This is a genomic window from Mucilaginibacter xinganensis, assembly GCF_002257585.1.
In the GTDB taxonomy this organism is placed as follows: Bacteria; Bacteroidota; Bacteroidia; order Sphingobacteriales; family Sphingobacteriaceae; genus Mucilaginibacter; species Mucilaginibacter xinganensis.
In genome coordinates this window covers 4,353,814-4,380,261 of sequence record NZ_CP022743.1, presented here as the reverse complement: position 1 = coordinate 4,380,261, position 26,448 = coordinate 4,353,814, and the positions used below count along the sequence as shown (strand labels likewise).

Sequence of the window (26,448 nt, the reverse complement as noted above, 5' to 3'; positions counted from 1 at the left end):
TGTCGTTAATGCAGCTTTTTTAATACTTTTATAGGGGATGAAATACCTGGCCTTAACCCTTTTATTCTTTTTAATTTCGATATGCTGTTTTGCCCAAATAACAATTAAAGGCCGGATCGTTAGCAATACTGATAACAAACCGGTAAGTAACGCAAGCGTGTTTTTAAGTAATGCGACAATAGGGGATCATACGGCTGCTGACGGCAGCTTTACGCTGACGAATGTAAAACCCGGACAGTATAATTTAATTGTATCAATAGTTGGGTTTGATACCTATAAACAAAGCGTAACTATTGGTGAAACCGCTGTTGCTTTGCCTGATATTACCATTATTCCCAAAACAACAACCCTAAATGAGGTTATTGTAAAGGTAAAAAGAAGCGACCCCGAGCGGGAAAAATATTTCGAAAAATTCAAAGAGGAATTTGTAGGCAGAACGGCGCTTGCTGCAGATTGCAAAATCTTAAATCCTGAACTGCTCGATTTTAATTTTAAGGCCGATAGTGATATACTTACTGCTTCATCAGTGGATTTTTTAGAGATTCAAAACGATGCACTTGGTTACAAAGTAAAATACATGGTGAATGATTTCACGCTGAGGGTTAATACTGACGGTATAAAAACTTTGAAATATACCGGGTCAAACATGTTTGAAGAACTAAAAGGAACTCCATCACAGCAAAGGGTATGGCAAAGACAAAGAGCGGATGCGTATGAAGGTTCTGATATGCATTTCTTTCGAGCTGCTATTGCTGACAGGCTGGAAGAGGAAGGATTTCTTGTGATGCGCATGAAACTGAATTCACAAAAACCCGCTGATAGTATTATAAAAGCCCGGATGGATTTTTTCAAAAATTTAAAAACCAGTCCCCAATATAAAGATTCATTAACACGATGGACCAGGCTATCAAAGTTACCCAGGTACACTGGTGAATTGGTACCAATGAACAGAAAAGATATCATTCGGGGGCCCGACCGCTACGGTTTTTATTCGCTGAGCGGTAATTATGGAATGCTTTACATCAACTACAATAAATATCATCGTTTCGATAAAAGCTACATCAGGCTGGGAGGGACCTCGGCAAGTGGTAATACTTTGATAGCTTTTAACCAGGGCGATGTTTTATTTGACAGCAACGGCGTAGTTGCTGACCCTCGTAGCCTTATCTATGAGGGGGCATGGGCCCGTAAGGGGGTTGCAAACCTGCTGCCTGTTGATTACGAAGATGTGAAACATGCTGGCTACGCTGCAGGAGCGCCAATAAATGCCTTGATTAGTAAATTAAGAGTTTTTGCCGATAGCCTGAAGATTGAGAAGTCTTACCTGCAGTTTGATAAACCTTTTTACGTGTCAGGAGACACCATTTACTTTAAAGCCTATGTAGTGCAGAGCGCTCAACATATACCAACGCAATTAAGTGGCGTATTAAATATTGATCTTATAAATCCGGCCAACAAAGTAATCCAATCGCTGAAACTAAAGCTAAATGACGGGGTAACGTGGGGAGATTTTACGCTGGCTGATACGTTGAAAGGGGGCAGCTACCGGGTGAGGGCTTATACCAACTGGATGCGCAATGAAGGAGAAAGCGCTTTTTTTGAGCAGGTAATTCCCGTAGGTAATATGGCAGCGAAAAGTGTAGCCGGAAGCAGCGAAGCAAAAACTGTAAAACCAATTGAAAAAAACGTGGCGGTTAAAACAGACCTCCAGTTTTTCCCGGAAGGCGGCAGCCTGGTAGCAGGTAATTACTCCAAAATAGCCTTTAAGTCCATTGGTCCGGATGGACTGGGAAAAGAGTTAAAAGGCACCGTTACCGACGACAGCGGAGCAGCGGTTTGCACATTTGCATCAACACATTTGGGAATGGGGGTATTTAATATGGTACCACAGGCCAACAAAATCTACAAAGCCAGCATTACCTATGCAGACGGCTCGACCAATAGCCTTGACTTACCCAAAGCGGTAACCAATGGCTATACCATTAATTTGAACAATAGCAATCCTGATACCATCAGGATAAGGATAACCGGGGGCAGCGAAAGTTCCCTGGATAAATTAAGCCTTGTTGCACAGTCGGGTGGCACCGTGTATTACGCTGCCGAAAATAACTCTTCAGCAAAATTCTTCTCGGCAGTGATCCCAAAAAGCAAGTTTCCAACCGGTATTGTGCAGTTTACCCTTTTTAGCCCCAATGGTGAGCCCTTGAATGAACGGCTGGTGTTTATTGAAAACCATGATGAATTGAAGCTTGATTTAAGCAACATTAAAACAAGCTATGCACCAAGGCAAAAAGTAAAGGTAGAACTGGAGGGCAGGGACAGGGATAACAAGCTGGTAACCGGGAGCTTTTCGGTTGCCGTAACGGACGAAACAACGGTACCCGCAGATACCCTGAATGAAAACACCCTATTGTCAAACCTGCTGCTTACGTCTGAATTAAAGGGATCGGTTGAACAACCCAATTATTATTTTACAGGTAGCAGCGCAAAAACACAGGCAGACCTGGACGTATTAATGTTAACACAAGGCTACCGGCGGTTTAGCTGGAAACAGGTTTTAAGGGATAACCCCGAACCCATAACCTATCAGCCGGAAAAGGCCATACAGATTTCAGGTACCGTAAAGAAGAATGGAAAACCGGCAGCAAATGCTAAGGTAACTTTATTTAGCAAAGCAGGTGGGATGTTTATGCTTGATACGCTGACGGATGCGAATGGAAAGTTTGCCTTTAAAAACCTTTTGTTTGCGGACAGCACAAAGTTTGTAGTTCAGTCAAAAGTACCTAAGGGCCAGGATGCGGTAACGTTGGAAGTTGATACGGTTTTATCCCCGCAGTTAATCATCAAAAATATGAGTGACAATGCAATCAAAACAACTGCGACGGCGGATATGTCTGCTTATCTCATTAATCAAAAGCAATTTTACGAGGAACAGCAAAAATATGGCATCAATAAACACGCTGTTGTGCTACAGGAAGTAAAAGTAGAAGCCAAGTATCAGCCTAAAATTCCTCACTCCCAGAATTTAAATGGCTCTGGAAACGCCGACTACGTTTTAACGGCTAAAGACATTGAAAGATTTATATGTGGGAGACTTTCAGATTGTTTGGAAGGTGTGTATTGGCTGCATTTTATCAATGGTGTACCTAGTGGAGGGGCCGTAGTCATCGATGGTACTTTTGTAGATCCTGAAGTTTTTGCCGATTTAAGACCTGATGACATAGAGGGGATTGAGGTTGTCCGTGGACCGCACTACGGTGCTATTTATGGATCAAGGATGGCAGGCGGAGGATTAATTATCACCACAAAAACAGGCAGAAAGACGAACAACTATTACCGCTACGCACCGGGTGTAGTAACCTATATGCCCAAAGGCTTTTACAAAGCGCGGGAGTTTTACTCACCGCAATATGATAACCCCAAAACCAACCAAAAAATAACCGGCCTGCGGAGCACCATTTACTGGAACCCTAATATAATAACAGACAAAGATGGCAAAGCCTCCTTCAGCTATTTTAATGCGGATGGTAAAGGAACTTACCGTGTAGTTATTGAAGGGATTGACGCTGATGGTAATTTGGGCAGGCAGGTGTATAGGTATAAGGTTGAGTAAGTGTTAGAGATTGGAGGTTAGTGATTGGAGATTAGTTCGAATACAATCTCTAACCTCTAATCACCGCTTTCCGGCACATAATCAACGGGTAACAGTTCGGCTATTAACCTGTGCCCCCAGTTTCCGTCAAAAAGAACGCTTAGTGGATTGATGATAATGCCATTATTGTCAAAAAAGGCATTCTTCTCGTTAAAAATTACCGTTGTTGTTAAGGGATCATCCAGAAACTGCGGTGTATTTATTATCGCATTGGATTCATTTTGTTTTAAATGGGCTCGTTTTTTATCATACATTACGTACAGGCAATCGCTAAAGGTAAGGGCGTATTCTCCCTGCACATCGGTAAGCTTCACAAAATCATTAACATCAAGCGGGATATTAACCAGGGTGCTTTTGAAGGTCGCACCCGGGCCTTTGTATTCAGGGTCAGGTTTCCTGATCAGGCGAAGTACTTTGAACCCTTCTGCGGGAAATCTGTTGGCAATTACTGACCGGAGAAAGTGCATGCTTGAACCCTGGTAGGCACTTAGCCGGTTTTTTTGCCATTTTCGTGTTTGCGATTTTGAACCGGCAAGTTCCCCGAACGAAGCCGTTCCCGCATAGTAGTTAATATTGCTCACCCCGTCACTTTTAAGCTCCTGTAACTGGTATTTGATGGTGTACCCCAGCGCTTTATTTTCTATCTCTAAAAAATCATCCGAATGGGCGGTGAATACCCTTGTTTTACTGTCATAATCAAGATCAAGAATAGCTTCTATATTTTTATTCACTATTTTACATTGCCTGGCATACTCCGAGTTACCGAAGAAATATTGCTTAAATTTTTCATAGTTTTTTGACCAGTTGCCTTTGGGTTTGATGCGGACTTCCTGCAACATCATTACTTTGGGCTGAAAGTTGATATCCGGCAGTTTAATATCGGCGCTAACCATAATTTGCTGGTGCGAGGTTTCATAGCCCAGGCTTGATACCACCAGGTCATACTGCCCCGGCCTTACGCCATTTATGGTAAAAATGCCCTTGTCATCTGTTTTACTGCCCGCAACTGCATTGTTTAAAAAAACGCTGGCGTTTGCTACGGGTGTTTTATCAGTACTGTTTAAAACCTTCCCACTAATTACATATTGCGCGAAACCGGCAAGCGGGAGTAAAAACAAAATAAAAAGAAGCGATTTTATCATATAAATTAACTAAGTAATTAGTTTAAGCAAAAATAGAAATATTTTTAACTTTCTTCGTCTTTGATTTTTGCACCTTAATTTGCTGCTTATTAAATAATTGTGGTTTGTTAACCAGGATTTTTGACGGGTGACAAAAAAAATTATTATTTATATTAAACCTTTTTTAATAACGTTGTTCTTATATATAAATTAACAACATACTTATGAAAAGAATCTTATCAATCATTGGCTGCGTTATAGTATTGGCGGCATCTTCATGTACTAAAAAGTATATTACTCCCAATCCTAATCAAACCATTTTGCTGACTGTTAAATCAGCTGCATGGACTACTACTGACGGCGGGAAAACATATTCTGCAATCATAGATGCGCCTGAAATTGACAGCTATTTTAATGACCATGGCGGTGTACTGGTTTATTTTTCATTTACCGACGGTGTGTATGAGCAGGTTCCTGAAGTTTACCAGGGGATATCGTACAGCTACACCCATAACCAGGGTAGTATTGCGCTGTATGCTCAATCGTCAGATGGTATTACACCCATTACAAGACCCGATGATACGACTGTAAAACTATTACTGATCGAATCCAATTAGAAATTAGCGTAGTCCGGCAGCCTTAAAATTCCGGAAGACCAAAAAAAATCCTGTGAGCATACGCTTTCACAGGATTTTTTCTTTTTGAAGACCTGCAGGAAAACCAGGCTCCGTAATAAAAAATGATCTTTATTTCTCCATTTGCTCAATCACTTCCTGGGTTACGCCTGTAAAGGAGAAACCACCATCGTGAAAAAGATTTTGCATAGTTACCATTTTGGTAAGGTCAGAGAACATGCTAACGCAGTAATCGGCACATTGATCAGCGCTGGCGTTGCCCAGCGGGCTCATTTTTTCTGCATAGCTTATAAAGCCATCAAAACCTTTAACGCCTGATCCTGCTGTAGTGCGGGTAGGCGATTGCGAAATGGTATTAATGCGTACATGTTTCTTTTTGCCGTAGTAGTAGCCAAAGCTGCGGGCAATGCTTTCCAGGTAAGCTTTGTTGTCGGCCATATCGTTATAATCGGGGAACACACGCTGTGCAGCAATGTAAGTAAGGGCCAGTACAGATCCCCACTCGTTTATAGCATCCATTTTCATGGCGGTTTGCAATACACGGTGTAAGCTAAGTGCTGATATATCTAAACCTTTATGGGTAAAATCGTAGTTGTTTTCAGGGTAAGGTAAACCTTTGCGCACGTTAATGCTCATCCCTATGGAGTGCAATACAAAATCCACGCCGCCGCCAAAATGTTCCTGCGATTTGGTGAACAGGTTTACCAGGTCGTCATTACTGGTAACATCGGCACCAATAATAGGGGCATTACATTCTTCACCCAGTTTGTTTAATTCGCCCATGCGAAGTGCAATAGGGGCGTTGCTTAAAATAATTTCTGCACCTTCCTGTACAGCGCGCTGTGCCACTTTCCAGGCTATTGATTGCTCATTCAGAGCGCCAAAAATTATTCCTTTTTTACCTTTTAATAAGTTGTAAGCCATTTTAATTATTTTGTTTAGCGCGCTAAAATTAAAATTAATTATTGGTATTGAGAATTTTCGCCCTCAAAGGCAAAATAAAACATAAGGCGCTTGCGAACTGATTAAGCATTGCCATACACAAAGCACGTAAGAATGTAAATTTATAGAAGCGATAAAAATCTCAATCAATAATGAAAATTAAATTAATTTTTAGAACGCGGGCGTGGCTGCCTGCGGCGGCTCTATTTGCAACGGGTAAAATAAATCAATAATAATGTAGCATTCTACATATTCCTGTATCTAACTTTCAAAAACAAACACAGTAAGGGTGAAAGGAATAAAGGATATTAGCGCCATTGGCTATCAAAATAAGTTTTTATGTGATAGACAACTTAAGCAATTTGCAAAATAGCTCATTATGTTGTTTGAAGATATATACCGCGACTATTGGAACAAGGTATTCAGGATCTGCATGGGTTATGTTAATGATGCCGATTGGGCAAAAGATGTTGCACAGGAAACTTTTATCATCATATGGAAGCAGCTGCCAAAATTCAGGAACGAATCGGCCGTTGGTACCTGGATCTTCCGGATAGCATCAAACAACTGCCTGCGGCAAATAGAAAGGCAAAGCCGGATGCCCAAAACTGAGTTGCCGGAACAGATTGAAGATAAAGCAGATCCGGATAGGGAATGGCAAAGCAAACTTTTGTATAAATGTATTGCGGAGCTGCCCGAAACCGACCGTATTATTATTTCACTGGAACTGGAAGATGTTAAGCAAGCAGAGATCGCCAAAATAACCGGACTATCTGAAAGTAACGTGCGGGTTAAAATATTCCGGATAAAAGAAAAGCTGACTCAAAAATTTAAACAATATGAGCGATAACATAGATTTTAAACAGCTGTGGAGCAGCGGAAAAGCCACCGTACCCGATGTAAGTGAGATTTTTGCAAAGGCTGACCAACTCAATCGAAAAATACGGAATAAGATTTGGCGGGGTAATATCATATTATCATTAACCATCATATTTATGATATTCATCTGGTGGCATTACCATCCGCAACTAATCACTACCAAAATTGGACTTACCCTGGTTATTCTTGCGATCATATCCTTTTTGATCTCAACCAACCAGATGTTCCCGCTATTGGCCAGGACGGATGAAGAAACAGACAGCCAGCATTTTTTAGAACAGATGATCCGTATTAAACAAAAGCAGGAGTTTTTAAATAAAACGATGCTCACAGGTTATTTCATCTTTTTATCAATTGGCCTTTTTCTTTATATGATTGAGTATGCCGGTCGGGGAAGCTTAATATTTCAACTATCAGCCTACGGAATAACGTTTGCCTGGATAGCCTTTAACTGGTTTTATATCCGTACCAAAACCATTGAAAAGCAGCAAAACGCTATTAATGATATTATTAACAGGTTGGAAGCTGTGAATAAACAACTGTTAGACTAGAATTCCAATAAAGGCATTTTCGTTTCTGATTACAGTGTTCATTATCAGTAATTTACAAAGCGACTAAAATGTAAATACCTAATAATCAATATGTTTCACTTTGTTCCGGGTGTTCCGCTTGTAAAAATGGAACGCTTTGCCGGCGTGGATTCAAAAACTTGTGCTACATCTCAACGCTGTTGTAGAAGGGGGTAGGTGACCTGACCGTTTGCTTATGTCGAACTCACGTTAAATTAAATGAACGGCGAAGCCCTCTTGAACACCTTAAAAAACAAACATTCTGTGAAAAATTATGGTTTTAAAAGATAATGACAGTGATTTCGAAAGAAACTACTGCCCCAAAAGTTCCTTTGCATTTTGCAACGCACTTTCGCCGGGTTTATCACCGCTCAGCATTTTGGCAATCTCTAAAATCCGTTCTTCTTTATTTAACTGTTTAATGCGGGTATAAGTGGTTGCGGCCTCATCATCCTTATAAACAAAGTAATGGCTCTGGCCCTTGCTGGCAATTTGCGGCAGGTGTGTTATGGTTATTACCTGTAAATTATTAGCCAGTTTTTCCATTATCTGGCCAACCTGGTTAGCTACCTCACCGGATACGCCGGTGTCTATCTCGTCGAATATTATCGTTGGAAGCGCAGTGTTTTGCGCGATCAGTGATTTAATGCTCAGCATCAGCCTCGAAAGCTCGCCGCCTGATGCTACTTTACTCATTTCCGACAAAGCATGCCCTTTATTTGCACTAAACAAAAAACGAACCCTGTCAAGTCCGTCAGCACTTAAACCGCCAAACTGGGCATTGTCAGCGGCAAGCGTCGTGATCTCTATCTTGATACTGGAATTATTCATTCCCATTTCGGATAGCGTTTTTAAAACCCGTTCCTCAATGGATGGAATCACTTTTGTACGGTTTGCGGATAACTGTGCAGCCAGTTTTTCAAGCGCTGTTTTATCCCTATCAAGCGCTGATTTTAATTTCTCAATGGCTTCATCGCCAAACACAGCCTGCTGTATTTTACCCGACAGGTCTTCCTGCAGCTGCAAAAGCTCGGCGTTGGTGTTAACACGGTGTTTCTTTTGCAGGTTATAAATCAGGCTGAGGCGGGTATTTACTTCTTCGGCTCTGGCCTCATCAGTATGTGTGCGCTGTTCAATGTTCTCTATTTCGGCAGCTATATCCTTTAACTCTATCGTGGCGCTATCCAGCCTTTGGTGCAGTTCAGCAATTTGCCGATTGAATTTTTCGAGGGATAAAAGCTGGTGTGCAGCCTCGCGTAACTGTATAATGGCTGATGCTTCACCGTCCTCCATTAAAAAAAAGGCACCCTGCAGGTTTCGTTTAATCTCGCCGGCGTTATTGAGCGAATAAAGTTCCTGTTCCAGCAATTCCTGCTCGTCTGCCGAAAGCCCGGCCTTTTCCAGTTCCTCAAATTGAAACTGGTAATAATCAAGGTCTGCCTTTGCTTTGTCGCTTTCGGCTATTAATTGCTGTAATTTTGAAGTGTCTTTTTTATACGTCCTGAATTTGGCCCGGTAATCGGTCAGCAGTTCTTCATGTTTTGCAACGGCATCAACAACCAGCAGCTGGAACCCGGGATCGTTAATTTCAAGGGTAGCATGTTGCGAATGAATATCTATGAGTTTTTCGCCCAGTGCTTTAAGCGAATTTAAATTAACCGGGGTGTCATTTACAAACGCCCGTGACTTTCCATCAGCCGAGATCTCGCGCCGTAAAACCGTTTCGACCTCATAATCGAGATCGTTATCCTCGAAAAAGTTTTTTAAATGAAATGCGCCTATTTTGAATGTACCTTCAATAACGCACTTTTTTTGCTGGTTAAAAAAATAGCGGCTCTCAGCCCGCTGGCCTAAAATAAGCGAAAGCGCACCTAAGATGATCGATTTACCTGCGCCGGTTTCCCCTGTAAGGATATTTAAACCACCATCGAAACTGATCTCAAGGTTGTCAATTAAAGCGTAATTACTAATACTGAGCTTCTGAAGCATAAAAAAGTACCCCTGTTTTTGAAGGTACTAAATTAAGGGTTTTGTTTGATTAAGTGAGATGGAGGTGGCCACCTGACGACTTGTTTTTTTAACATTTTGTTTGTTTAACAGGTTGCGGTTGCTGAATGCGTTTTAAATAAGGAAACCCCTTCCATCTTTAAACGAAAGGGGTTGGCAGGCTTTTCAATTGTTACTTATGGACAAACAAGAGATTGAACTTATTAAAGATCATCTGACGATTCTGATTTATCTGCCTTTTCTTTTCTTTCAGCTTTATCGGCTTTTTGAATTTTTTCGTGCCGGTCCTGTTTATCAGCTTTTTCTAACTTTTCCGATCTGTTATCGCCGTCATTATAGTTAAAATCAAAACTAAAGTTCATTTTTGATTTAAGATATTTGCGGTATTCAGGGCCGTTAATGTAAGCAGTCATCTTTTTTATTGCCTGTTCCAGTAGCCGTTGTTCATTCTTAATCTCGGGATTATTTTGCAGCTGGTCCATTTGGCGGCCCAATCGTTCCATTTCCTTTTGTTTTTCTTTTACTTCGGGGTTGTTGTAAGCGTTTCTTAAACTATCGCCCAACATTTGGATCCGTAGGTTTTGCGCCTTAAATTCCGGTGACTCATAGTGAGCGCTTACTTGTTCTCCCATTTTTTTAAGCTCGTCCTGTGTTGTTTTAACACTGGCAGGAATATGCGTTTCCAGTTCAGTCTGGTATTTTTTATAATTAGAACTTTCGCGGTCACGGTCGTCGTAATTATAGTTGTCCGGGATCCCGTACTTCTTTTTCAAATCATTGTTCAGTTTTTTAAACTCCGGTGTGCTGTAATAAGCGCTAATCTGGCGGCCTTTTTCACTCATTTGGTTGGTTATGGCTTTCATCTTGTCGTTCTCTCCAAAGTTTTTCGAATAATTTCTGCTGGCCGCTGACAACTCATCCTGAAGTTTTTTCAGCTCAGGACGGCTATAAAAATCCTGTACCTGTTTACCATCCTGTTCCAGATCGTGTTGGGTTTGCTTGAAAGCATCGCTCTGATAATATTGGGTAACTGCCTTTGAATGTTTTTGTATTTCTGCGTTTAAGGCATCAAGCTTTTTGTCGCCATTTTCATCAGCGTAACTATCCGTGCCGATAACATTCCCATTGGTGTTAATGGTGTGGGTTGATTTTTTTACAGCGTATGTTTGCCTTAAATGCGCTGATTTTTTCACCGCGGCCTTCCGGCCGGTATCCGCCAGTATATTGTTAATTATTGGAGTTACTGCTTTTATAGATATTTTCCCTTGCGCTATTTCGGGGTTAAGCAGCGCCATGGCGCCTATGCCAATGGTTAATATAAGCACGACCAACAATGTTGGACGCAGGCTTGGTGGTTGTTTTTTAGTTTTCATGATTCTTTCAATTCTGTTTAATAATTGGTACTTGTTGCCTGTTGCGGCCAGCGCTAGCTGCCAGTCGTTTTGGCGGGTTTGCTCCAGCTTTAATAAAGCCTTTGCGTAGGTGATCGGGTCTGCGGTGGCCTTTACAACCAGGTCGTCGCAGCAATTCTCACGTTCTTCGTTTATTATCTTATTGATAAGCAGGGCACATGGATTAAAGAATAGCAGCACTGAAATAACCTGCTGCAGCGTATTTATGAGGTAGTCATTACGTTTAATATGGGCCAGCTCATGTAATAGTATGGCCTCAATTTCATCTGTTGACAGATAGGTTGTTAAAGCAAATGGTAACAGGATGACGGGTTTAAAATAGCCAACCATACAGGGCACATCAACCAGTTTACTTAAACCTACCTTTACATTTTTTGGGATATTAAACACCTTCGTAAACTTATTTACAGTATGCTGGAGGGCAGCATCACTGCCTATATTTTGCTTTATAGCGTTTGTTTTTTTATGGGCTCAAATAAGCCTGCCGGTGTTGAACAACAAACCGATAACATATGCAGTTGCTATGTAGGGAAGATATTCTTCAATACTATAAAAATAGCGTACGCTTTGATCGCTAAACTGGCCGATGCCCGACGGCAACTCAGCAAGCAGCGGCAATATGGGTAGCTTTGAAGGCGCTATAGCCAACCAGTTGTAAATATTTATCTGGTTTATAAACGTGTAGCAAAACCAACCGGTTATAGCTAACAGGCTTACTGCTGCGAACAGATACTTTTTTGAAGCAGACAATTTTCCCGAAAACATTAACGCTAGCCTAAGCACAAAATATATCAGCAAGCCTTGCCATAATGAATGGATTATCGTGATCCCCAAAACCTGGCTGATGTTGTACAAAATATTTTGCATTGTATTAAAGCTCAGCGTAAATGTTATCCTGGTTATTTCTGGTCTTCTTTAACAGTCTGATCATTCTTTTCATCGGTATCCTTTGGCTCATAGGTTTTTATTCCGCCAACCGAATCTTTTAAGATCCATTTTTTGCCTTTCATGTTCTTTCTCCATTCAGGGCTGTTAAACTGTTTTTTCATCAGCTCGGCTTGTTTCTTCATTTGTTCCATTTGGCTTTTCCACTCGGGGCTGTCAAACTGTTTTTTCATCAGCTCGCCTTGCTTCTTTACCTGCTCCATCTGGTTTTTCCATTCAGGGCTGTCGAACTGTTTTTTCATCAGGTCGCTCTGTTTTTTTATTTGCTCCATCTGGTTTTTCCATTCGGGGCTATCGAACTGTTTTTTCATCAGTTCGCTCTGTTTTTTTATTTGCTCCATCTGGTTTTTCCATTCGGGGCTATCGAACTGTTTTTTCATCAGTTCGCTCTGTTTTTTTATTTGCTCCATCTGGTTTTTCCATTCGGGGCTATCGAACTGTCTTTTCATCAGTTCGCTCTGTTTTTTTATTTGCTCCATCTGGTTTTTCCATTCAGGGCTGTCAAAATGTTTTCTCATTTCTTCACCCTGTTTCTTCATTGCAAGCATTTGGGTTTTCCATTCGGGGCTGTCGAATTGCTTTTTCATCAACTCTCCCTGCTTTTTCATCTGCTGTACCTGGGCCTTCCATTCAGGGCTATTGAAATGTTTCTTCATTTCATCACTTTGTTTGCGGATGGCTTCCATTTGATTTTTCCATTGCGGGCTGTTGAAAAATCTTTTTACCGAATCAGGAGCATCACTATCACCATCATAATTTTCTCCAAAAAACTCATCTTCGTTGGTTTTTGCAGTTTTTTCGGCTTTTGTTTTTTTGCTCTTGGCAGCAAGTTTTCTGTTGTGTTTATTTTTTATAGTATCAACAAGCAATAAATGCTGGGTAGAATCAAATGAAGAAGAAAGTGCTATAAATTTGATATCACTTGTTAAAGATGATTTTACAGCTGCGATTGTGGTTTTACCACTAGTGGTTTTCGGATTAAACCAGGCAATACAGCTAACCGTACCGGCCAGTAAAAACAATGCTATAATTAAATGACGGATGCTGCCAATGTGTTTTTGAGTTTTCATAATTCTTTCAATTCTGTTTAAAAGGTGGAATTTTTGCCCGGTAGCTGCCAGCGCCAGTTGCAGGTTTGAGCCCCTGGTTTCCTCAAGCTTTATTAAAGCCTGTGCATATATTAAAGGTTCGCCGGTTTTTTCGACAACGAGGTCGTCGCAGCTGTTTTCTCTTTCCTGATTTATAATTCTGTTAATTAATTGGGTAAAAGGGTTAAAGAAAAGTAGTACCGTAATAAACTGCTGCAGCAGATTTACGAGGTAGTCGTTGCGTTTTATATGCGAAAGCTCGTGTAATAAAATAGCTTCAACTTCATCGGCCGATAAATTGACGCATATGGTAACAGGTAAAAGTATCAGGGGTTTAATATAGCCAAATACACAGGGTACATCCACCAGTCCACTGAATTTTACTTGGACGTGTTTACTGATATTAAGCTTTTTTGCATAGATAGTTGTTAACTGCTGTAGCTGTCCGGCCGGTAGTACAGATAGCTTTATTTGCCTTATTTTATTCCATTCTGTAGCGAGCCGGGCGATATTTATAGTTAGGCCTGTAAAGTATATGGCTGATATAAAAGGCAGGTACCGCGAAATAGCATAGTACCAGTTTTGTTGGTAATATGAATTAGCAGGCAAATTTAAATAAGGAAGCAATGGTAACGCATTACCGGGTTTTATGGTAACCCAGTTGTACGCCCTGAACTCGGTAAATAAAGTATAAACAAAGCATACCAATATGGTGAGCATGGCAGCAATAGCCAGGTTGTATTTTTTTACGGCTGTTAAAGAGTTGATGCCGGCAAAAGCTATCCTTAAAATAAAGTACACCAGCAACCCCTGCCACAGCGAGTGGATAATGGTGATGCCTAAAATCTGGCTTATGTTGTACAATATAGTTTGCATTGTTTTAGTTAATTAGAGACTAGAGGTTAGAGATTGGTTGCTATCCCGTGGCTCGAGTCGTTTACTTTTTATGATTTATTACCTGTTTTTTTCTAATCTCTAATCACTTCCCCTCAAACTGTTTCAAATAGTCCTTTATAGCATCAATTTCGTCTTTTGATGCCCGGTGATGGCCAAGCGCCTGGATCACCAGGTCGGACGTTGACCCCTTAAATACAGTTGATATAATTTTATCAATGGCGGTTTGCTGGGCCTGTTCGCGGGTGATCAGTGCTTTATACAAATGCGTTTTTGCAGATGTATCGCGCTCTACCAAACCCTTGTCATGCATTATCTGCATCAATTTTAAAGTGGTAGTATAGCCGGCATCTTTATTTTTTGCTAATTCCTCATGCACATCGCGCACGGTACACTGGCCTTTTTTCCAAATCACCTGTAATATTTCAAGCTCGCTTTCCGTTGGTTTTATTTCCATTTTAAATAGTTGTACGAATATCTTCGTACAAAGATGTACGATAGATTTCGTATTTGCAAATTATTCGTGAACTTTTTTTGAAAAGACGCGTGGGGAGAAGAGAATGTTGCAGAAAAATTTAAAAAATGACAGACTTTTAAGCGATACAGCTTTTCGGCTATCAACGATAAAATCGTTAAATATGAAGTTGCTTATAACTGCTATTACTTCTGTAGGGCCCGGTATTTAAGCCCGTTTGCAGGGTCTGCCTGGCTGAGGATATTCATGGCTTTTACGCGGTCTTGCGGATCGGCTTTGGAAAAAATGGAGACAAATTCATCGCTTTTTGCTGTGAAAAATACCAGCGGGAACATGCTGCCAAGGCGCTGCCGGTCAACTTGTGCCAGAGTGGGTAACAGGTCTGAAATAGCTTTTCGGCCATTATTCACGTTGTCTGACATCTGGTCGAGCCCATTTCTGTGGTAGTCGTACACAAATTCGCGTAACGGCTGGTAAAGTTTGCTATTCAGGTTTTCGGCCAGCCAATAGCGGTTGTTGTTTCCGTCAAATGCTTTCCAACCTTTATTTGAAGACGTTTGCGCGTTAGTTACTACCGTTTGTGCTGCCGCAAAGTAAGGCGTGCCACCCAATTTTGAGAACGAATCATAATCCATACCTACTATAACATAAGCATAAAAGGCCATTATCGAACTTAAATTACCCTGGAAATTTTGGTCGGTGTAGTCAATGCTTTGCCCTTCGGTATAAGTAAAATCAACATCCTTATCATTAACGTTTAACAAGGTTGATGTGTAGGTGGCTCCAAATACGGGCCTTGACGATTGAACCTGCAGCTCGCCGCTGAAAGCGCTGCTACCGTCCCATGATGTTATATTTAAAATAAAAGTACAATCAATCCGCTCTGCCGGTAAAATCACATCGGCACTCCACTTACGGCCATTCAAAAAATCTTTCATGGCTGTTTCAAGCTGCTGAAAAATTCTTTTATTAGTTGATTGTATTTTAGGTGAAACCACCTGAATGCGTGCATTTAAATCTTGTGCAATGGCTTTAAAGCCTAAACAAGCTAACAGGATGTAAATGCTAAGTGCTTTCATTTTTTTATAAGTTCAACAATTTTGGTACAAATATCATGGGCAACATCTTCTTTGCTTTTAAGGCCGTATGCTGTTGTTTGCAGGTTGCTATCTATTATGGTTATTTTATTGGTATCTTTTTTAAAACCCGCACCTTCATCGTTTAGCGAATTTAATACAATAAAATCAAGGTTTTTCTTTTGCAGCTTGCCAACCGCATTTTTTTCTTCGTCATTGGTTTCCAGGGCAAAGCCTACCAACAGTTGGCCGGGTTGTTTTATTTTACCCAGCTCGCCTAAAATGTCGGTTGTTTTTTTAACATTGATAGTAAAACCTTTCTCCTGCTTTTTGATTTTCTGATTGAGCGGGTTAACCGGGGTATAATCGGCTACCGCGGCGCTCATTACACAGGCGGTTGAGTTTTTGAAGTTTTGCAGGCAGGCTTCCAGCATTTCGGCCGCCGAAACAACATCTATTCGCGTGATGTTTTTTTGTTTACTTGTTTGTGCCGATGGCCCTGCTATCAAAGTAACGTCGGCCCCCAGCTTAGCCAGTTCATCAGCAATAGCGAAGCCCATTTTACCTGATGAGTGATTACCAATAAACCGAACCGGGTCAATAGCCTCGTAGGTTGGGCCGGCGGTAACCATTATTTTTTGATCAATTAAGGGAAGTTTTTTTTTGAGATCTGTATTGATAAAGGCAGCTATCTCTTCAGGCTCAGCCATTCGTCCCTCCCCATGCAGGCCGCTGGCCAGTTCTCCTGTGCCTGGCGGCACAAGGATGTTTCCGAACAATTGTAGTTTGCTGATATTATCCTGTGTCGCGCTATGCTTCCACATGTCAAGGTCCATCGCCGGTGCAAAATATACCGGGCACTTTGCCGACAGATAAACCGCCATCAATAAATTATCGCAAAGGCCGGTGGCCATTTTGGCAAGGGTATTGGCACTGGCCGGCGCAATTATTAAAATATCAGCCCATAGGCCTAATTCAACGTGGTTATTCCACTCGCCTGTTTCGGGGACAAAATAATCAACCAGTACAGGGTTCTTTGATAATGTGGATAGCGTTAGTGGCGTAATAAAATTAGTGGCATCGGGCGTCATGACCACCTTTACGTTTGCTCCGTTTTTAACCAGTAGCCGTACCAGCGTTGCCGATTTATATGCTGCTATACTACCACAAATGCCTAAAACAATGTTTTTACCTTGCATGCCCCGGGCCCTAAAAAGGGTTATAAAACTTAAAATTAAACAAAAAAACTCCCTGATAGGAGTTTTTTATACTTTGCCTTAATTATTCCCCTTTGGGAGAACCAGGACTATTGTTCTTTAGCCGGGTTGCGGTAATAAACTTTATCCTCTAAAAATTCCTGGATAGCTACCAAAGAAGGTTTTGGAAGTTTTTCGTAATATTTAGAGATCTCAATTTGCTCGCGGTTTTCAAAAACTTCTTCCAGGTTATCGTTTGATGACGCAAATTCAGAAAGCTTTTGGTGCAATTCTTCTTTTACATTGTTCGAGATCTGGTTAGCTCTTTTTGACATAATTACAAGCGACTCATAAATATTGTCGGTTTTTACATCTAACTCACGTAAATCGCGGGTTACTGTGCTGCTTGCAACAGCAGGCTTTGTAACTGTATTGTTATTAGCGTTCATATCTTTTTAATTTGGGATCTTTTTATCGTCGTTTCCTTTTTCAGAAGGGGGCTGCGTTTTTACAGAATCTTTTTTGGAGATTTTTCTAAACAACTTCTCGTTGTTTTGCGCTTCAGCAAGTACCCTTTTGGTATTAGCTATGCCGTCCTGGCTGTATTTTTTATACCTGTTTGCGTCAGGTACAAACTTGCTTTTTGGATATTTCTCAGCAAACTGGTCTGCGTAGGTCATCGTTAGTCCAAAACGGTCTTCCTGGTAAAACTCGCTGCTGTGCTTTGCATACTGGTATTGTGCTTCAATGGTTAAATATTCAAGCTCTTCAGCAAATTTCGTATCAGGGTAATCACGTAAGGTGTTGTTAAAAGCAATAACTGCAGCCTGGTAATCACCAATGGTTAAATAAAGCTTGGCGTTTGAATATGATTTCGTTTCAAGTTTATCGCGCAGGGTCTGTATCAGTTTGCTGGCTTCAGCAACACGGTCACTTTTAGGGTACAGGTTTATAAATAGCTGTAAACCATCAATAGCTTTGCTGGTATTTGCCTGGTCAAGCGAAAATATCGGTGAATCAAGGTATAAACAGTAAGCGTACATAAACCGGCACTCCTCAGCCCTTGGGCTTGAAGGATAAGTATCGGCAAATGATTTAAAGTGATAGCCTGCTGCGGTATAGTCTTTTAGTTTATAATTTGCATAAGCATTATAATAAAACAGGTCCTCGGCACCTTCATGACCGCGGTAACGTACCGTTAGGTCATCAAATAAACCTAACGCTTTAGTGTACTCTCTTTTATTATATAATTTAATAGCTTCCGAGTATTTTTTGGCATTATCGTTACTGGCCTTCAGTTTTTCATATTTACTTTTACAACTGCCCAGTATAATCATTAATACAGCAAATACACCGGCTAATAACGTTAGTTGTTTTTTAAACATTTTGCAAAGATAGTTGAATATTATAAATCAGTCAATTATTTATTTATATAGCCCCTGCCCCCGGCAATATTGCCCCTTGAGGCAGGTAACGGGCGGGGCACGGGTAATTACCGGCTAATATATGACGCTTGTTTTGCCTGCACTATATATATGGGTATGATTTAACATCTTTTAACAGTGAGCGCGGGATACTTTAAGGCATTCAACAAACTAGGGTTGCTTTTTACTGATTTTTGCGTTAAATGCATTTGATTCTCCTTTCGGGATAGTAAGCGAAGTCCAATTTTCTGCGGAAATCATTTTAGCGATATATACCATCTGTCCTACATGGTAGGGGAGGTGTGCCAGCTGGCGATTGATAGCTTCAATTACGGTATGCGCTTCCCCCCGTATATATATAGTATGCATAAGATCCTCGCTGGTAAGTTCGTCTATACTATTATATATACATTGCCATCCTTTTTGCCATAAAGCCAACAGTTTCTCTTTTGAGGTAAGGTTATCTTCAAATTCCATATCACGATTGCGCGATTGTTTTTCACCGTCGGTGGTTAAAAAATCAGTCCACCGCGAGATAGAGTTGCCCGCGACATGTTTCATTATAATAGCGATACTATTCGATTCTGTGTTGTATTGCCAGTGTATTTGTTCGTCGGATAGCTTTTCAATAGCGCGGTCAGCCAAATTGTGATAATAATGAAACTGTTTTTTAACACTTGATAAGTAATTATTACCTCCGCTTTCCATAAGATGCTTTTAATTTTGGTGCTTTTTTAATTTCTGAAGATACCTGGCCTGGTAAACAGGATGTAATTTCAGTTTTTTTTAATTCGTTTCACGATTATATAACACAAAATTTAAAAGAAGAATGCACTTATCCTTAAAAATAAGGCATGCAAGCTGTATTTTATTCATGACGAAATTAATAATATATAAGTATTAAGGTTTAACTGCTTATTCTTTCAATTGATTTACAAAGTGTTATGTTTTTAATGTGTTAAGGGATGCTGAAGGAGGGATAAAAGTTTAGATTTTTTTCAAGAAATCTCTTGACAAGTAATAAAAAAAGTCACATCTTTGCAGCCCGCAAACGAGGAAGGAAAAAGGGGGAGAGCGGGGAAAGAAAAGGGCGACAAAATAAAAACGAAATAAAGTTTGCCAGAATAAAAAAGGTTTATACCTTTGCAGTCCCAAAAGAAAGGGGCGAAAGAGCCGAAAAAAGAAGGAAGTGATTCCGGGAGTGGAAGGCAGGGAAGGAAGCGATTTCCGGACCGATAAAAAGTGAAAAGTTAAGCAGCGGAAGCTGCGAAAGCATATAGCCTGACTGAGACAGAAAGGCGGCAAGTTCTTATAAGATACTGGATAATCATGTAGCGTAACGGTAACACACTGTTATGAGACGAAGAGAGAAAGAGGGATACTGTATAAAGATAATTATATACAGATTCTATTATTAATAATAGGGTCAGTGAACAAACAAAACATTTTACAATGGAGAGTTTGATCCTGGCTCAGGATGAACGCTAGCGGCAGGCCTAATACATGCAAGTCGGACGGGATTGGAGAGCTTGCTTTCCATGAGAGTGGCGCACGGGTGCGTAACACGTATGTAACCTACCCTTATCAGGGGGATAGCCTCTCGAAAGAGAGATTAAGCCCGCATAACATTTTACCCTGGCATCAGGGAATAATCAAATATTTATAGGATAAGGATGGGCATGCGGAACATTAGCTAGTTGGTAAGGTAATGGCTTACCAAGGCTACGATGTTTAGGGGATCTGAGAGGATGACCCCCCACACTGGTACTGAGACACGGACCAGACTCCTACGGGAGGCAGCAGTAAGGAATATTGGTCAATGGGCGGAAGCCTGAACCAGCCATGCCGCGTGCAGGAAGACGGCCCTACGGGTTGTAAACTGCTTTTGTACCGGAATAAACCTCATTATGTATAATGAGCTGAATGTACGGTAAGAATAAGGATCGGCTAACTCCGTGCCAGCAGCCGCGGTAATACGGAGGATCCAAGCGTTATCCGGATTTATTGGGTTTAAAGGGTGCGTAGGCGGCCTGTTAAGTCAGGGGTGAAAGACGGTAGCTCAACTATCGCAGTGCCCTTGATACTGATGGGCTTGAATGTACTAGAGGTAGGCGGAATGTGACAAGTAGCGGTGAAATGCATAGATATGTCACAGAACACCAATTGCGAAGGCAGCTTACTATGGTATGATTGACGCTGAGGCACGAAAGCGTGGGGATCAAACAGGATTAGATACCCTGGTAGTCCACGCCCTAAACGATGAATACTCGATGTTAGCGATATACAGTTAGCGTCAAAGCGAAAGCGTTAAGTATTCCACCTGGGGAGTACGCCCGCAAGGGTGAAACTCAAAGGAATTGACGGGGGCCCGCACAAGCGGAGGAGCATGTGGTTTAATTCGATGATACGCGAGGAACCTTACCCGGGCTTGAAAGTTAGTGAATTGAGCAGAGACGCTCAAGTCCTTCGGGACACGAAACTAGGTGCTGCATGGCTGTCGTCAGCTCGTGCCGTGAGGTGTTGGGTTAAGTCCCGCAACGAGCGCAACCCCTGTGTTTAGTTGCCAGCACGTAATGGTGGGGACTCTAAACAGACTGCCTATGCAAATAGAGAGGAAGGAGGGGACGACGTCAAGTCATCATGGCCCTTACGTCCGGGGCTACACACGTGCTACAATGGGCAGTACAGAGGGCAGCTACCTGGCAACAGGATGCCAATCTCAAAAAGCTGTTCACAGTTCGGATCGGGGTCTGCAACTCGACCCCGTGAAGTTGGATTCGCTAGTAATCGCAGATCAGCAATGCTGCGGTGAATACGTTCCCGGGCCTTGTACACACCGCCCGTCAAGCCATGGAAGCTGGAAGTACCTGAAGTGCGTAACCGCAAGGAGCGTCCTAGGGTAAAGTCGGTAACTGGGGCTAAGTCGTAACAAGGTAGCCGTACCGGAAGGTGTGGCTGGAATACCTCCTTTCTGGAGCAGTATCCACAAACTCTCTCTAAAAAGTTAAGTATCAGCGGAAGCTGTTTAGCTACATGACCAGGTTCTTATATATTAGTTGATTAGAGACTAGAGATCAGCGATTAGTTGAAAGACAAATCAAGGTCGAAGTCATTAATCAAATACTAATTAAAACGAAACAAAAGGAAAACCCAAAAGATGAAGCCATCGGGGTATGTGACCTTAAAAGGGAAAGCATAGGACCAGTGGCAGTAAGCAGTGGCAGCAGCAGTAGGCAGACAAGTCCTGCAACTGCAACTGAATAACTGCAACTAAATAGACAGTCCTGTAGCTCAGCTTGGTTAGAGCACTACACTGATAATGTAGGGGTCAGCAGTTCAAATCTGCTCGGGACTACACTGCAGCGCAGCTGCAGAGGCGATTAGAGGTTAGAGAACAGAGATTAGGAGGAAACAACAAATCGCTAATTAACTAATCACTAATTAACTCATCCAAAGGGGGATTAGCTCAGCTGGCTAGAGCACCTGCCTTGCACGCAGGGGGTCAACGGTTCGAATCCGTTATTCTCCACGATACCCACCAGTTGCCTGACAAGGCATGGATAATGACAAAGGCGATCCGCAAAGGAAGACCGGGGTAAAAGTTCTTTGACATATTGGAAGAAGTAAATTGAAAGAGAAGACAACAGTATAGAGGACTGTTGAGGCTTCGGAAGTTTACGAAAATGGAAGCAGGATTGTAGTAATACGATTTTGCGGAACAGGGAGTAAATGGAAGAACGCAACAAGAATCAAAAAAGCATACATACCGAGCAAAAGGCGGTATAGTAGAAGAAAGTAAGAAAGGGTACACGGGGGATGCCTTGGCTCTCAGAGGCGATGAAGGACGTGATAAGCTGCGATAAGCTGCGGGGATTAGCAAATATGAATTGATCCGCAGATTTCCGAATGGGGAAACCTAACTATTTGAAGAATAGTTGCATAAATGCGCGAACCTGCTGAACTGAAACATCTAAGTAAGCAGAGGAAGAGAAAACAACAGTGATTTCCTGAGTAGTGGCGAGCGAAAGGGAAGAAGCCCAAACCGGCTATGTTACGGCATAACCGGGGTTATAGGACCACAACATGAAACTTAAATAAAACCGGAACGGGGTGGGAAACCCGGCCATAGAGCATGAGAGCTGCGTACGGGTAATAGATAAGTGGATAGTGGTATCCTGAGTACCGCGAGGTCGGAGACGCCTTGTGGGAATTTGCCGGCACCATCCGGTAAGGCTAAATACTCCTGAGAGACCGATAGTGAACCAGTACCGTGAGGGAAAGGTGAAAAGAACCCCGAACAGGGGAGTGAAATAGAACCTGAAACCGTGTACTTACAAGCGGTCGGAGCGGACAAGTTCCGTGACGGCGTGCCTTTTGCATAATGAGCCTACGAGTTACTCTTTCCTGGCAAGGTTAAGTGTTTAAGACACGGATCCGAAGCGAAAGCGAGTCTGAATAGGGCGTATAGTCAGGGGAGGTAGACGCGAAACCTTGTGATCTACCCATGGACAGGTTGAAGGTGCCGTAACAGGTACTGGAGGACCGAACCGATAAACGTTGAAAAGTTTCCGGATGATCTGTGGGTAGGGGTGAAAGGCTAATCAAACTGGGAAATAGCTCGTACTCCCCGAAATGTTTTTAGGAACAGCCTGGCGGTGAAGTTATTAAGAGGTAGAGCTACTAATTGGGTGCGGGGGAGTCAAATCCTACCAAATCCAGATAAACTCCGAATGCTTAATAATATACGCTGGAGTGAGGCTCTGGGTGCTAAGGTCCAGGGCCGAGAGGGAAAGAACCCAGACCATCAGCTAAGGTCCCCAAATTACCACTAAGTTGAACTAACGAGGTCCGATTGCACAGACAGCTAGGATGTTGGCTTGGAAGCAGCCATTCATTTAAAGAGTGCGTAACAGCTCACTAGTCGAGCGATCGGGCATGGATAATAAACGGGCATCAAGTGGTATACCGAAGCTATGGATTTGCAGCAATGCATCTGGTAGGGGAGCATTCTATTATCCGGTGAAGCAGGAGGGACAACCGACTGTGGAGGGAATAGAAAAGCAAATGTAGGCATAAGTAACGATAAGGCGGGAGAGAAACCTGCCCACCGAAAGACTAAGGTTTCCTGATCAACGCTAATCGGATCAGGGTTAGTCGGGGCCTAAGGTGAAGCCGAAGGGCGTAGCCGATGGACAACTGGTTAATATTCCAGTACTTTTTATAACTGCGATGCGGTGACGGAGTAGTGACACTGACGCGAACTGACGGAATAGTTCGTTAAATGCTGTAGGTATATGGACTGTAGTTAAGTACGCAGACCATGCTGAAAGCAGATAGTACGCAGAACCTTCGGGGGATGTGATAGTTCAGGTAATCAGACTTCCAAGAAAACCCGCTAAGCTTCAGGTTATAAAAACCCGTACCGTAAACCGACACAGGTAGTCGAGGAGAGAATCCTAAGGTGCTCGAGTGAATCATGGCTAAGGAACTCGGCAAAATGGCCCTGTAACTTCGGGAGAAGGGGCGCTGGTAGCAATATCAGCCGCAGTGAAAAGGCCCAGGCGACTGTTTAACAAAAACACATGGCTATGCAAAATCGAAAGATGACGTATATGGCCTGACACCTGCCCGGTGCCGGAAGGTTAAGAGGGGATGTTAGGGTTAAACCGAAGCATTGAATCGAAGCCCCGGTAAACGGCGGCCGTAACTATAACGGTCCTAAGGTAGCGAAATTCCTTGTCGGGTAAGTTCCGACCTGCACGAATGGTGTAACGATCTGGGCGCTGTCTCAGCCATGAGCTCGGTGAAATTGTGGTATCGGTGAAGACGCCGGTTACCCGCAACGGGACGGAAAGACCCCATGCACCTTCACTACAACTTAACATTGAAATCGGCTACAGGATGTGTAGGATAGGTGGGAGACTGTGATCTGGCTTCGCTAGGAGTCAGTTAGTCAACGTTGAAATACCACCCTTTCTGTATCTGGTGTCTAACTCCCTAACGGGAGGACATTGTTTGGCGGGTAGTTTGACTGGGGTGGTCGCCTCCAAAAAGGTAACGGAGGCTTTCAAAGGTAAGCTCAGTACGCTTGGTAACCGTACGCGGAGTGCAATAGCATAAGCTTGCTTGACTGTGAGGCAGACAAGCCGAGCAGGGTCGAAAGACGGATATAGTGATCCGGTGGTTCTGCATGGAAGGGCCATCGCTCAAAGGATAAAAGGTACGCTGGGGATAACAGGCTGATCTCCCCCAAGAGCTCATATCGACGGGGAGGTTTGGCACCTCGATGTCGGCTCGTCACATCCTGGGGCTGGAGAAGGTCCCAAGGGTTGAGCTGTTCGCTCATTAAAGTGGCACGCGAGCTGGGTTCAGAACGTCGCGAGACAGTTCGGTCCCTATCTGTTGTGGGCGCAGGAAGTTTGAGTGGGGCTGACCTTAGTACGAGAGGACCGGGTTGGACGAACCACTGGTGAATCTGTTATGGCGCCAGCTGTATTGCAGAGTAGCTACGTTCGGAATAGATAAGCGCTGAAAGCATCTAAGTGCGAAACTAGCCACAAGATGAGACTTCCATTGAGGGTCGTAGCAGACTACTACGTTGATAGGTTACAGGTATAAAGGTGGTGACATCATAGCCAAGTAATACTAATCGCCCGAAGCTTTCTCATAGCAGGTAATTATGGAGATCAGAGACTAAAGATCAGAGATTAGGACTTGTCCTTGGAACTGACCGACTACCCTTTGATCTCTGAACGCTAAATATTGTTGTTTTCTCAATCTACTTACTTCTTTCAATAATATGTCATTGTTTATTAGTAGACAGTTAACGGCGTTTAGGCAACTAATCTCTAATTAACTAATCTCTAATCAACTAAAAATGTTCAGGTGCCTATATCGGCGGTGTCCACCTCTTCCCATTCCGAACAGAGAAGTTAAGCCCGCCAGAGCCGATGGTACTGCAGTAAAATGTGGGAGAGTAGGTCGGTGCCAAATCTTATCAAGACCCTTTCATCTTTCGATGAAGGGGTTTCTTGCTTTATAAGCCCTTGGCTTGATCTCGGACTAGCCGCAAGTAACTCCTCGTTTTACCTTAGCCTCCTTTCAACTAATCTCAGGCCTCTAACCACCAATCTTTAATTTTAATACATGAAACAAATACAACCAATTGAGGTTCAGTTAATATGAGAAGTTTAATTTATATTATCGTTGTTATCCTGGTAATCAGCTGGCTGCTTGGCGGCTTTGCCTTTCACGTTGGAGGAGATGCTATTCATTTGATCATTGTTATAGCAGTAATCCTGTTACTGTTAAATGTATTTAACGGTGGTGGCAGATCAGAAAGAGGCCGCTGGTATTAAAATCAAACACTGCAAGCAGTAATAGCCTTAGTTCTCGCGGACAAGGCTTTTTGTATTTTAGGAAATGAGCTGCGGCTGCCGAATATTGCGTTTGCTTTATAAGAATGACGGGATTGGATAGTTTATTTGTCTTCCGATGTAGCATGAGGCTGAAATTCTACTGATAGTACTTTAGGCTTAATAATTGGAGGGGTAAAAGGTTTGCCGATTATTGTGATAAACGACAAACCTTTGATAATATTGAGATTTTACCCTTGGCCAACCGTTGTCTCTGCTTTCTTTTCCTTGTGGTTTTCCCTTTTTATTTTTTCCCAGGTAGCATACTGTTGTTTCTGCGTATCGTTTAATATTGCAAATACACGTTTTTTGGTTTCAAGCTTTATGCTGCGGGCCATGAGCTGTTTTTGTTTTTTGTCGGTCGTAACGACACTTTTTAAGCTGTCCATCCGGGTAGCCATGGTTAAGAAAGCGGTTTGTACCTGCGCAGCCTGTGCCTGACTTAAATTAAGGTGTTTCTGCAACGCTTTGGTGTGCTGTGCTGCACGTTGTTCAGGTGATTTCGCGGCTATCTGGGCCCCTGCCACATAACTTAATCCTATGATAAAGGATAATACTAAAACTAACTTCTTCATTTTTTGGTTCTTAATAAATTACTAAAGCTTTGACTTTGCATGGGCCGGAAAGTTTAATGGCGATTTAGGTGGTTAGTTTTTACAAGTTTTTCGCTAAACATTGCTGTAACCTTCCAGGCTTAAATACATTGTTTCCACCTTAA

18 protein-coding genes, 2 tRNA genes and 3 rRNA genes are annotated in these 26,448 nt (G+C 42.3%); 10 read left to right on the top strand and 13 right to left on the bottom strand.

What is annotated here, in order from left to right:
- The first annotated feature begins 37 nt into the window (after positions 1-37).
- Positions 38-3,613 carry a carboxypeptidase regulatory-like domain-containing protein gene (locus tag MuYL_RS19160; protein WP_094572087.1) on the top strand — a complete coding sequence of 1,192 codons (3,576 nt, stop codon included), beginning with the start codon at positions 38-40 and terminating at the stop codon, positions 3,611-3,613.
- Positions 3,614-3,669: 56 nt separating this feature from the next.
- Here MuYL_RS19160 and MuYL_RS19155 read toward each other — a convergent pair whose 3' ends face one another.
- Positions 3,670-4,794, bottom strand: coding sequence for a carboxypeptidase-like regulatory domain-containing protein (locus tag MuYL_RS19155; protein ID WP_094572086.1), 1,125 nt, complete (start codon positions 4,792-4,794; stop codon positions 3,670-3,672).
- A 203-nt stretch (positions 4,795-4,997) separates the two neighbouring features.
- Here MuYL_RS19155 and MuYL_RS19150 point away from each other — a divergent pair, with 203 nt between their 5' ends.
- Entirely contained in the window at positions 4,998-5,390 is a 393-nt protein-coding gene (locus MuYL_RS19150; RefSeq protein ID WP_094572085.1) for a hypothetical protein, read from the top strand.
- A gap of 129 nt (positions 5,391-5,519) precedes the next feature.
- On the opposite strand, the gene MuYL_RS19145 is transcribed toward MuYL_RS19150, so the two are convergent.
- Positions 5,520-6,332, bottom strand: coding sequence for an enoyl-ACP reductase FabI (locus MuYL_RS19145; RefSeq protein WP_094572084.1), 813 nt, complete (start codon positions 6,330-6,332; stop codon positions 5,520-5,522).
- 397 nt (positions 6,333-6,729) lie between these two features.
- Here MuYL_RS19145 and MuYL_RS19140 point away from each other — a divergent pair, with 397 nt between their 5' ends.
- Positions 6,730-7,200 carry an RNA polymerase sigma factor gene (locus MuYL_RS19140; protein WP_094572083.1) on the top strand — a complete coding sequence of 157 codons (471 nt, stop codon included), beginning with the start codon at positions 6,730-6,732 and terminating at the stop codon, positions 7,198-7,200.
- Complete coding sequence (locus MuYL_RS19135) at positions 7,190-7,780, top strand: hypothetical protein (protein ID WP_094572082.1); 591 nt, start codon at positions 7,190-7,192, stop codon at positions 7,778-7,780. The genes MuYL_RS19140 and MuYL_RS19135 overlap by 11 nt, the downstream gene beginning before the upstream one ends.
- A 330-nt stretch (positions 7,781-8,110) precedes the next feature.
- Here the strand turns inward: MuYL_RS19135 and recN are convergent, their stop codons facing one another.
- The 10 genes from recN to MuYL_RS19085 all read right to left on the bottom strand — a co-directional run bounded on the left by recN (position 8,111) and on the right by MuYL_RS19085 (position 19,023).
- Entirely contained in the window at positions 8,111-9,787 is a 1,677-nt protein-coding gene (recN, locus tag MuYL_RS19130) for a DNA repair protein RecN (RefSeq protein ID WP_094572081.1), read from the bottom strand.
- 221 nt (positions 9,788-10,008) lie between these two features.
- Positions 10,009-11,655, bottom strand: a complete 1,647-nt coding sequence (locus tag MuYL_RS19125; RefSeq protein WP_262493690.1) for a M56 family metallopeptidase — start codon at positions 11,653-11,655, stop codon at positions 10,009-10,011.
- 33 nt (positions 11,656-11,688) lie between these two features.
- Positions 11,689-12,084, bottom strand: a complete 396-nt coding sequence (locus MuYL_RS19120; RefSeq protein WP_094572079.1) for a hypothetical protein — start codon at positions 12,082-12,084, stop codon at positions 11,689-11,691.
- A gap of 32 nt (positions 12,085-12,116) precedes the next feature.
- Positions 12,117-14,126 (bottom strand): M56 family metallopeptidase, encoded by a 2,010-nt coding sequence (locus MuYL_RS19115; RefSeq protein ID WP_094572078.1) that lies wholly within the window; start codon positions 14,124-14,126, stop codon positions 12,117-12,119.
- Between the two features lie 103 nt (positions 14,127-14,229).
- Complete coding sequence (locus MuYL_RS19110; protein WP_094572077.1) at positions 14,230-14,601, bottom strand: BlaI/MecI/CopY family transcriptional regulator; 372 nt, start codon at positions 14,599-14,601, stop codon at positions 14,230-14,232.
- Between the two features lie 203 nt (positions 14,602-14,804).
- Positions 14,805-15,698, bottom strand: coding sequence for a type IX secretion system protein PorD (porD, locus tag MuYL_RS19105; RefSeq protein WP_094572076.1), 894 nt, complete (start codon positions 15,696-15,698; stop codon positions 14,805-14,807).
- Complete coding sequence (gene coaBC / locus MuYL_RS19100) at positions 15,695-16,894, bottom strand: bifunctional phosphopantothenoylcysteine decarboxylase/phosphopantothenate--cysteine ligase CoaBC (protein WP_094572075.1); 1,200 nt, start codon at positions 16,892-16,894, stop codon at positions 15,695-15,697. Before coaBC ends, porD begins: the two co-directional genes overlap by 4 nt.
- Positions 16,895-17,001: 107 nt before the next feature.
- Positions 17,002-17,340 (bottom strand): DNA-directed RNA polymerase subunit omega, encoded by a 339-nt coding sequence (locus MuYL_RS19095; RefSeq protein ID WP_094572074.1) that lies wholly within the window; start codon positions 17,338-17,340, stop codon positions 17,002-17,004.
- Positions 17,341-17,346: 6 nt separating this feature from the next.
- On the bottom strand, positions 17,347-18,276 hold the full coding sequence (locus MuYL_RS19090; RefSeq protein WP_094572073.1) for an outer membrane protein assembly factor BamD: 930 nt from the start codon (positions 18,274-18,276) through the stop codon (positions 17,347-17,349).
- Positions 18,277-18,486: 210 nt separating this feature from the next.
- Entirely contained in the window at positions 18,487-19,023 is a 537-nt protein-coding gene (locus tag MuYL_RS19085; protein ID WP_094572072.1) for a DUF1572 family protein, read from the bottom strand.
- Between the two features lie 741 nt (positions 19,024-19,764).
- On the opposite strand from MuYL_RS19085, the gene MuYL_RS19075 reads away from it, so the two are divergent.
- The 6 genes from MuYL_RS19075 to MuYL_RS23325 all read left to right on the top strand — a co-directional run bounded on the left by MuYL_RS19075 (position 19,765) and on the right by MuYL_RS23325 (position 25,673).
- Positions 19,765-21,286, top strand: a 16S ribosomal RNA gene (locus tag MuYL_RS19075).
- 309 nt (positions 21,287-21,595) lie between these two features.
- A tRNA-Ile gene (locus MuYL_RS19070) sits at positions 21,596-21,670 on the top strand.
- Between the two features lie 100 nt (positions 21,671-21,770).
- Positions 21,771-21,844 (top strand) — tRNA-Ala (locus MuYL_RS19065).
- Positions 21,845-22,104: 260 nt separating this feature from the next.
- Positions 22,105-24,983, top strand: a 23S ribosomal RNA gene (locus MuYL_RS19060).
- A gap of 213 nt (positions 24,984-25,196) precedes the next feature.
- Positions 25,197-25,308, top strand: a 5S ribosomal RNA gene (gene rrf, locus MuYL_RS19055).
- The 16S, 23S and 5S rRNA genes sit together here with 2 tRNA genes alongside, the layout of an rRNA operon.
- A 188-nt stretch (positions 25,309-25,496) precedes the next feature.
- Positions 25,497-25,673: a lmo0937 family membrane protein gene (locus MuYL_RS23325; protein ID WP_157740978.1), complete on the top strand. Its 177-nt coding sequence runs from the start codon at positions 25,497-25,499 to the stop codon at positions 25,671-25,673.
- Positions 25,674-25,921: 248 nt separating this feature from the next.
- On the opposite strand, the gene MuYL_RS19050 is transcribed toward MuYL_RS23325, so the two are convergent.
- Entirely contained in the window at positions 25,922-26,305 is a 384-nt protein-coding gene (locus MuYL_RS19050) for a hypothetical protein (protein WP_094572070.1), read from the bottom strand.
- Positions 26,306-26,448: the final 143 nt, after the last annotated feature.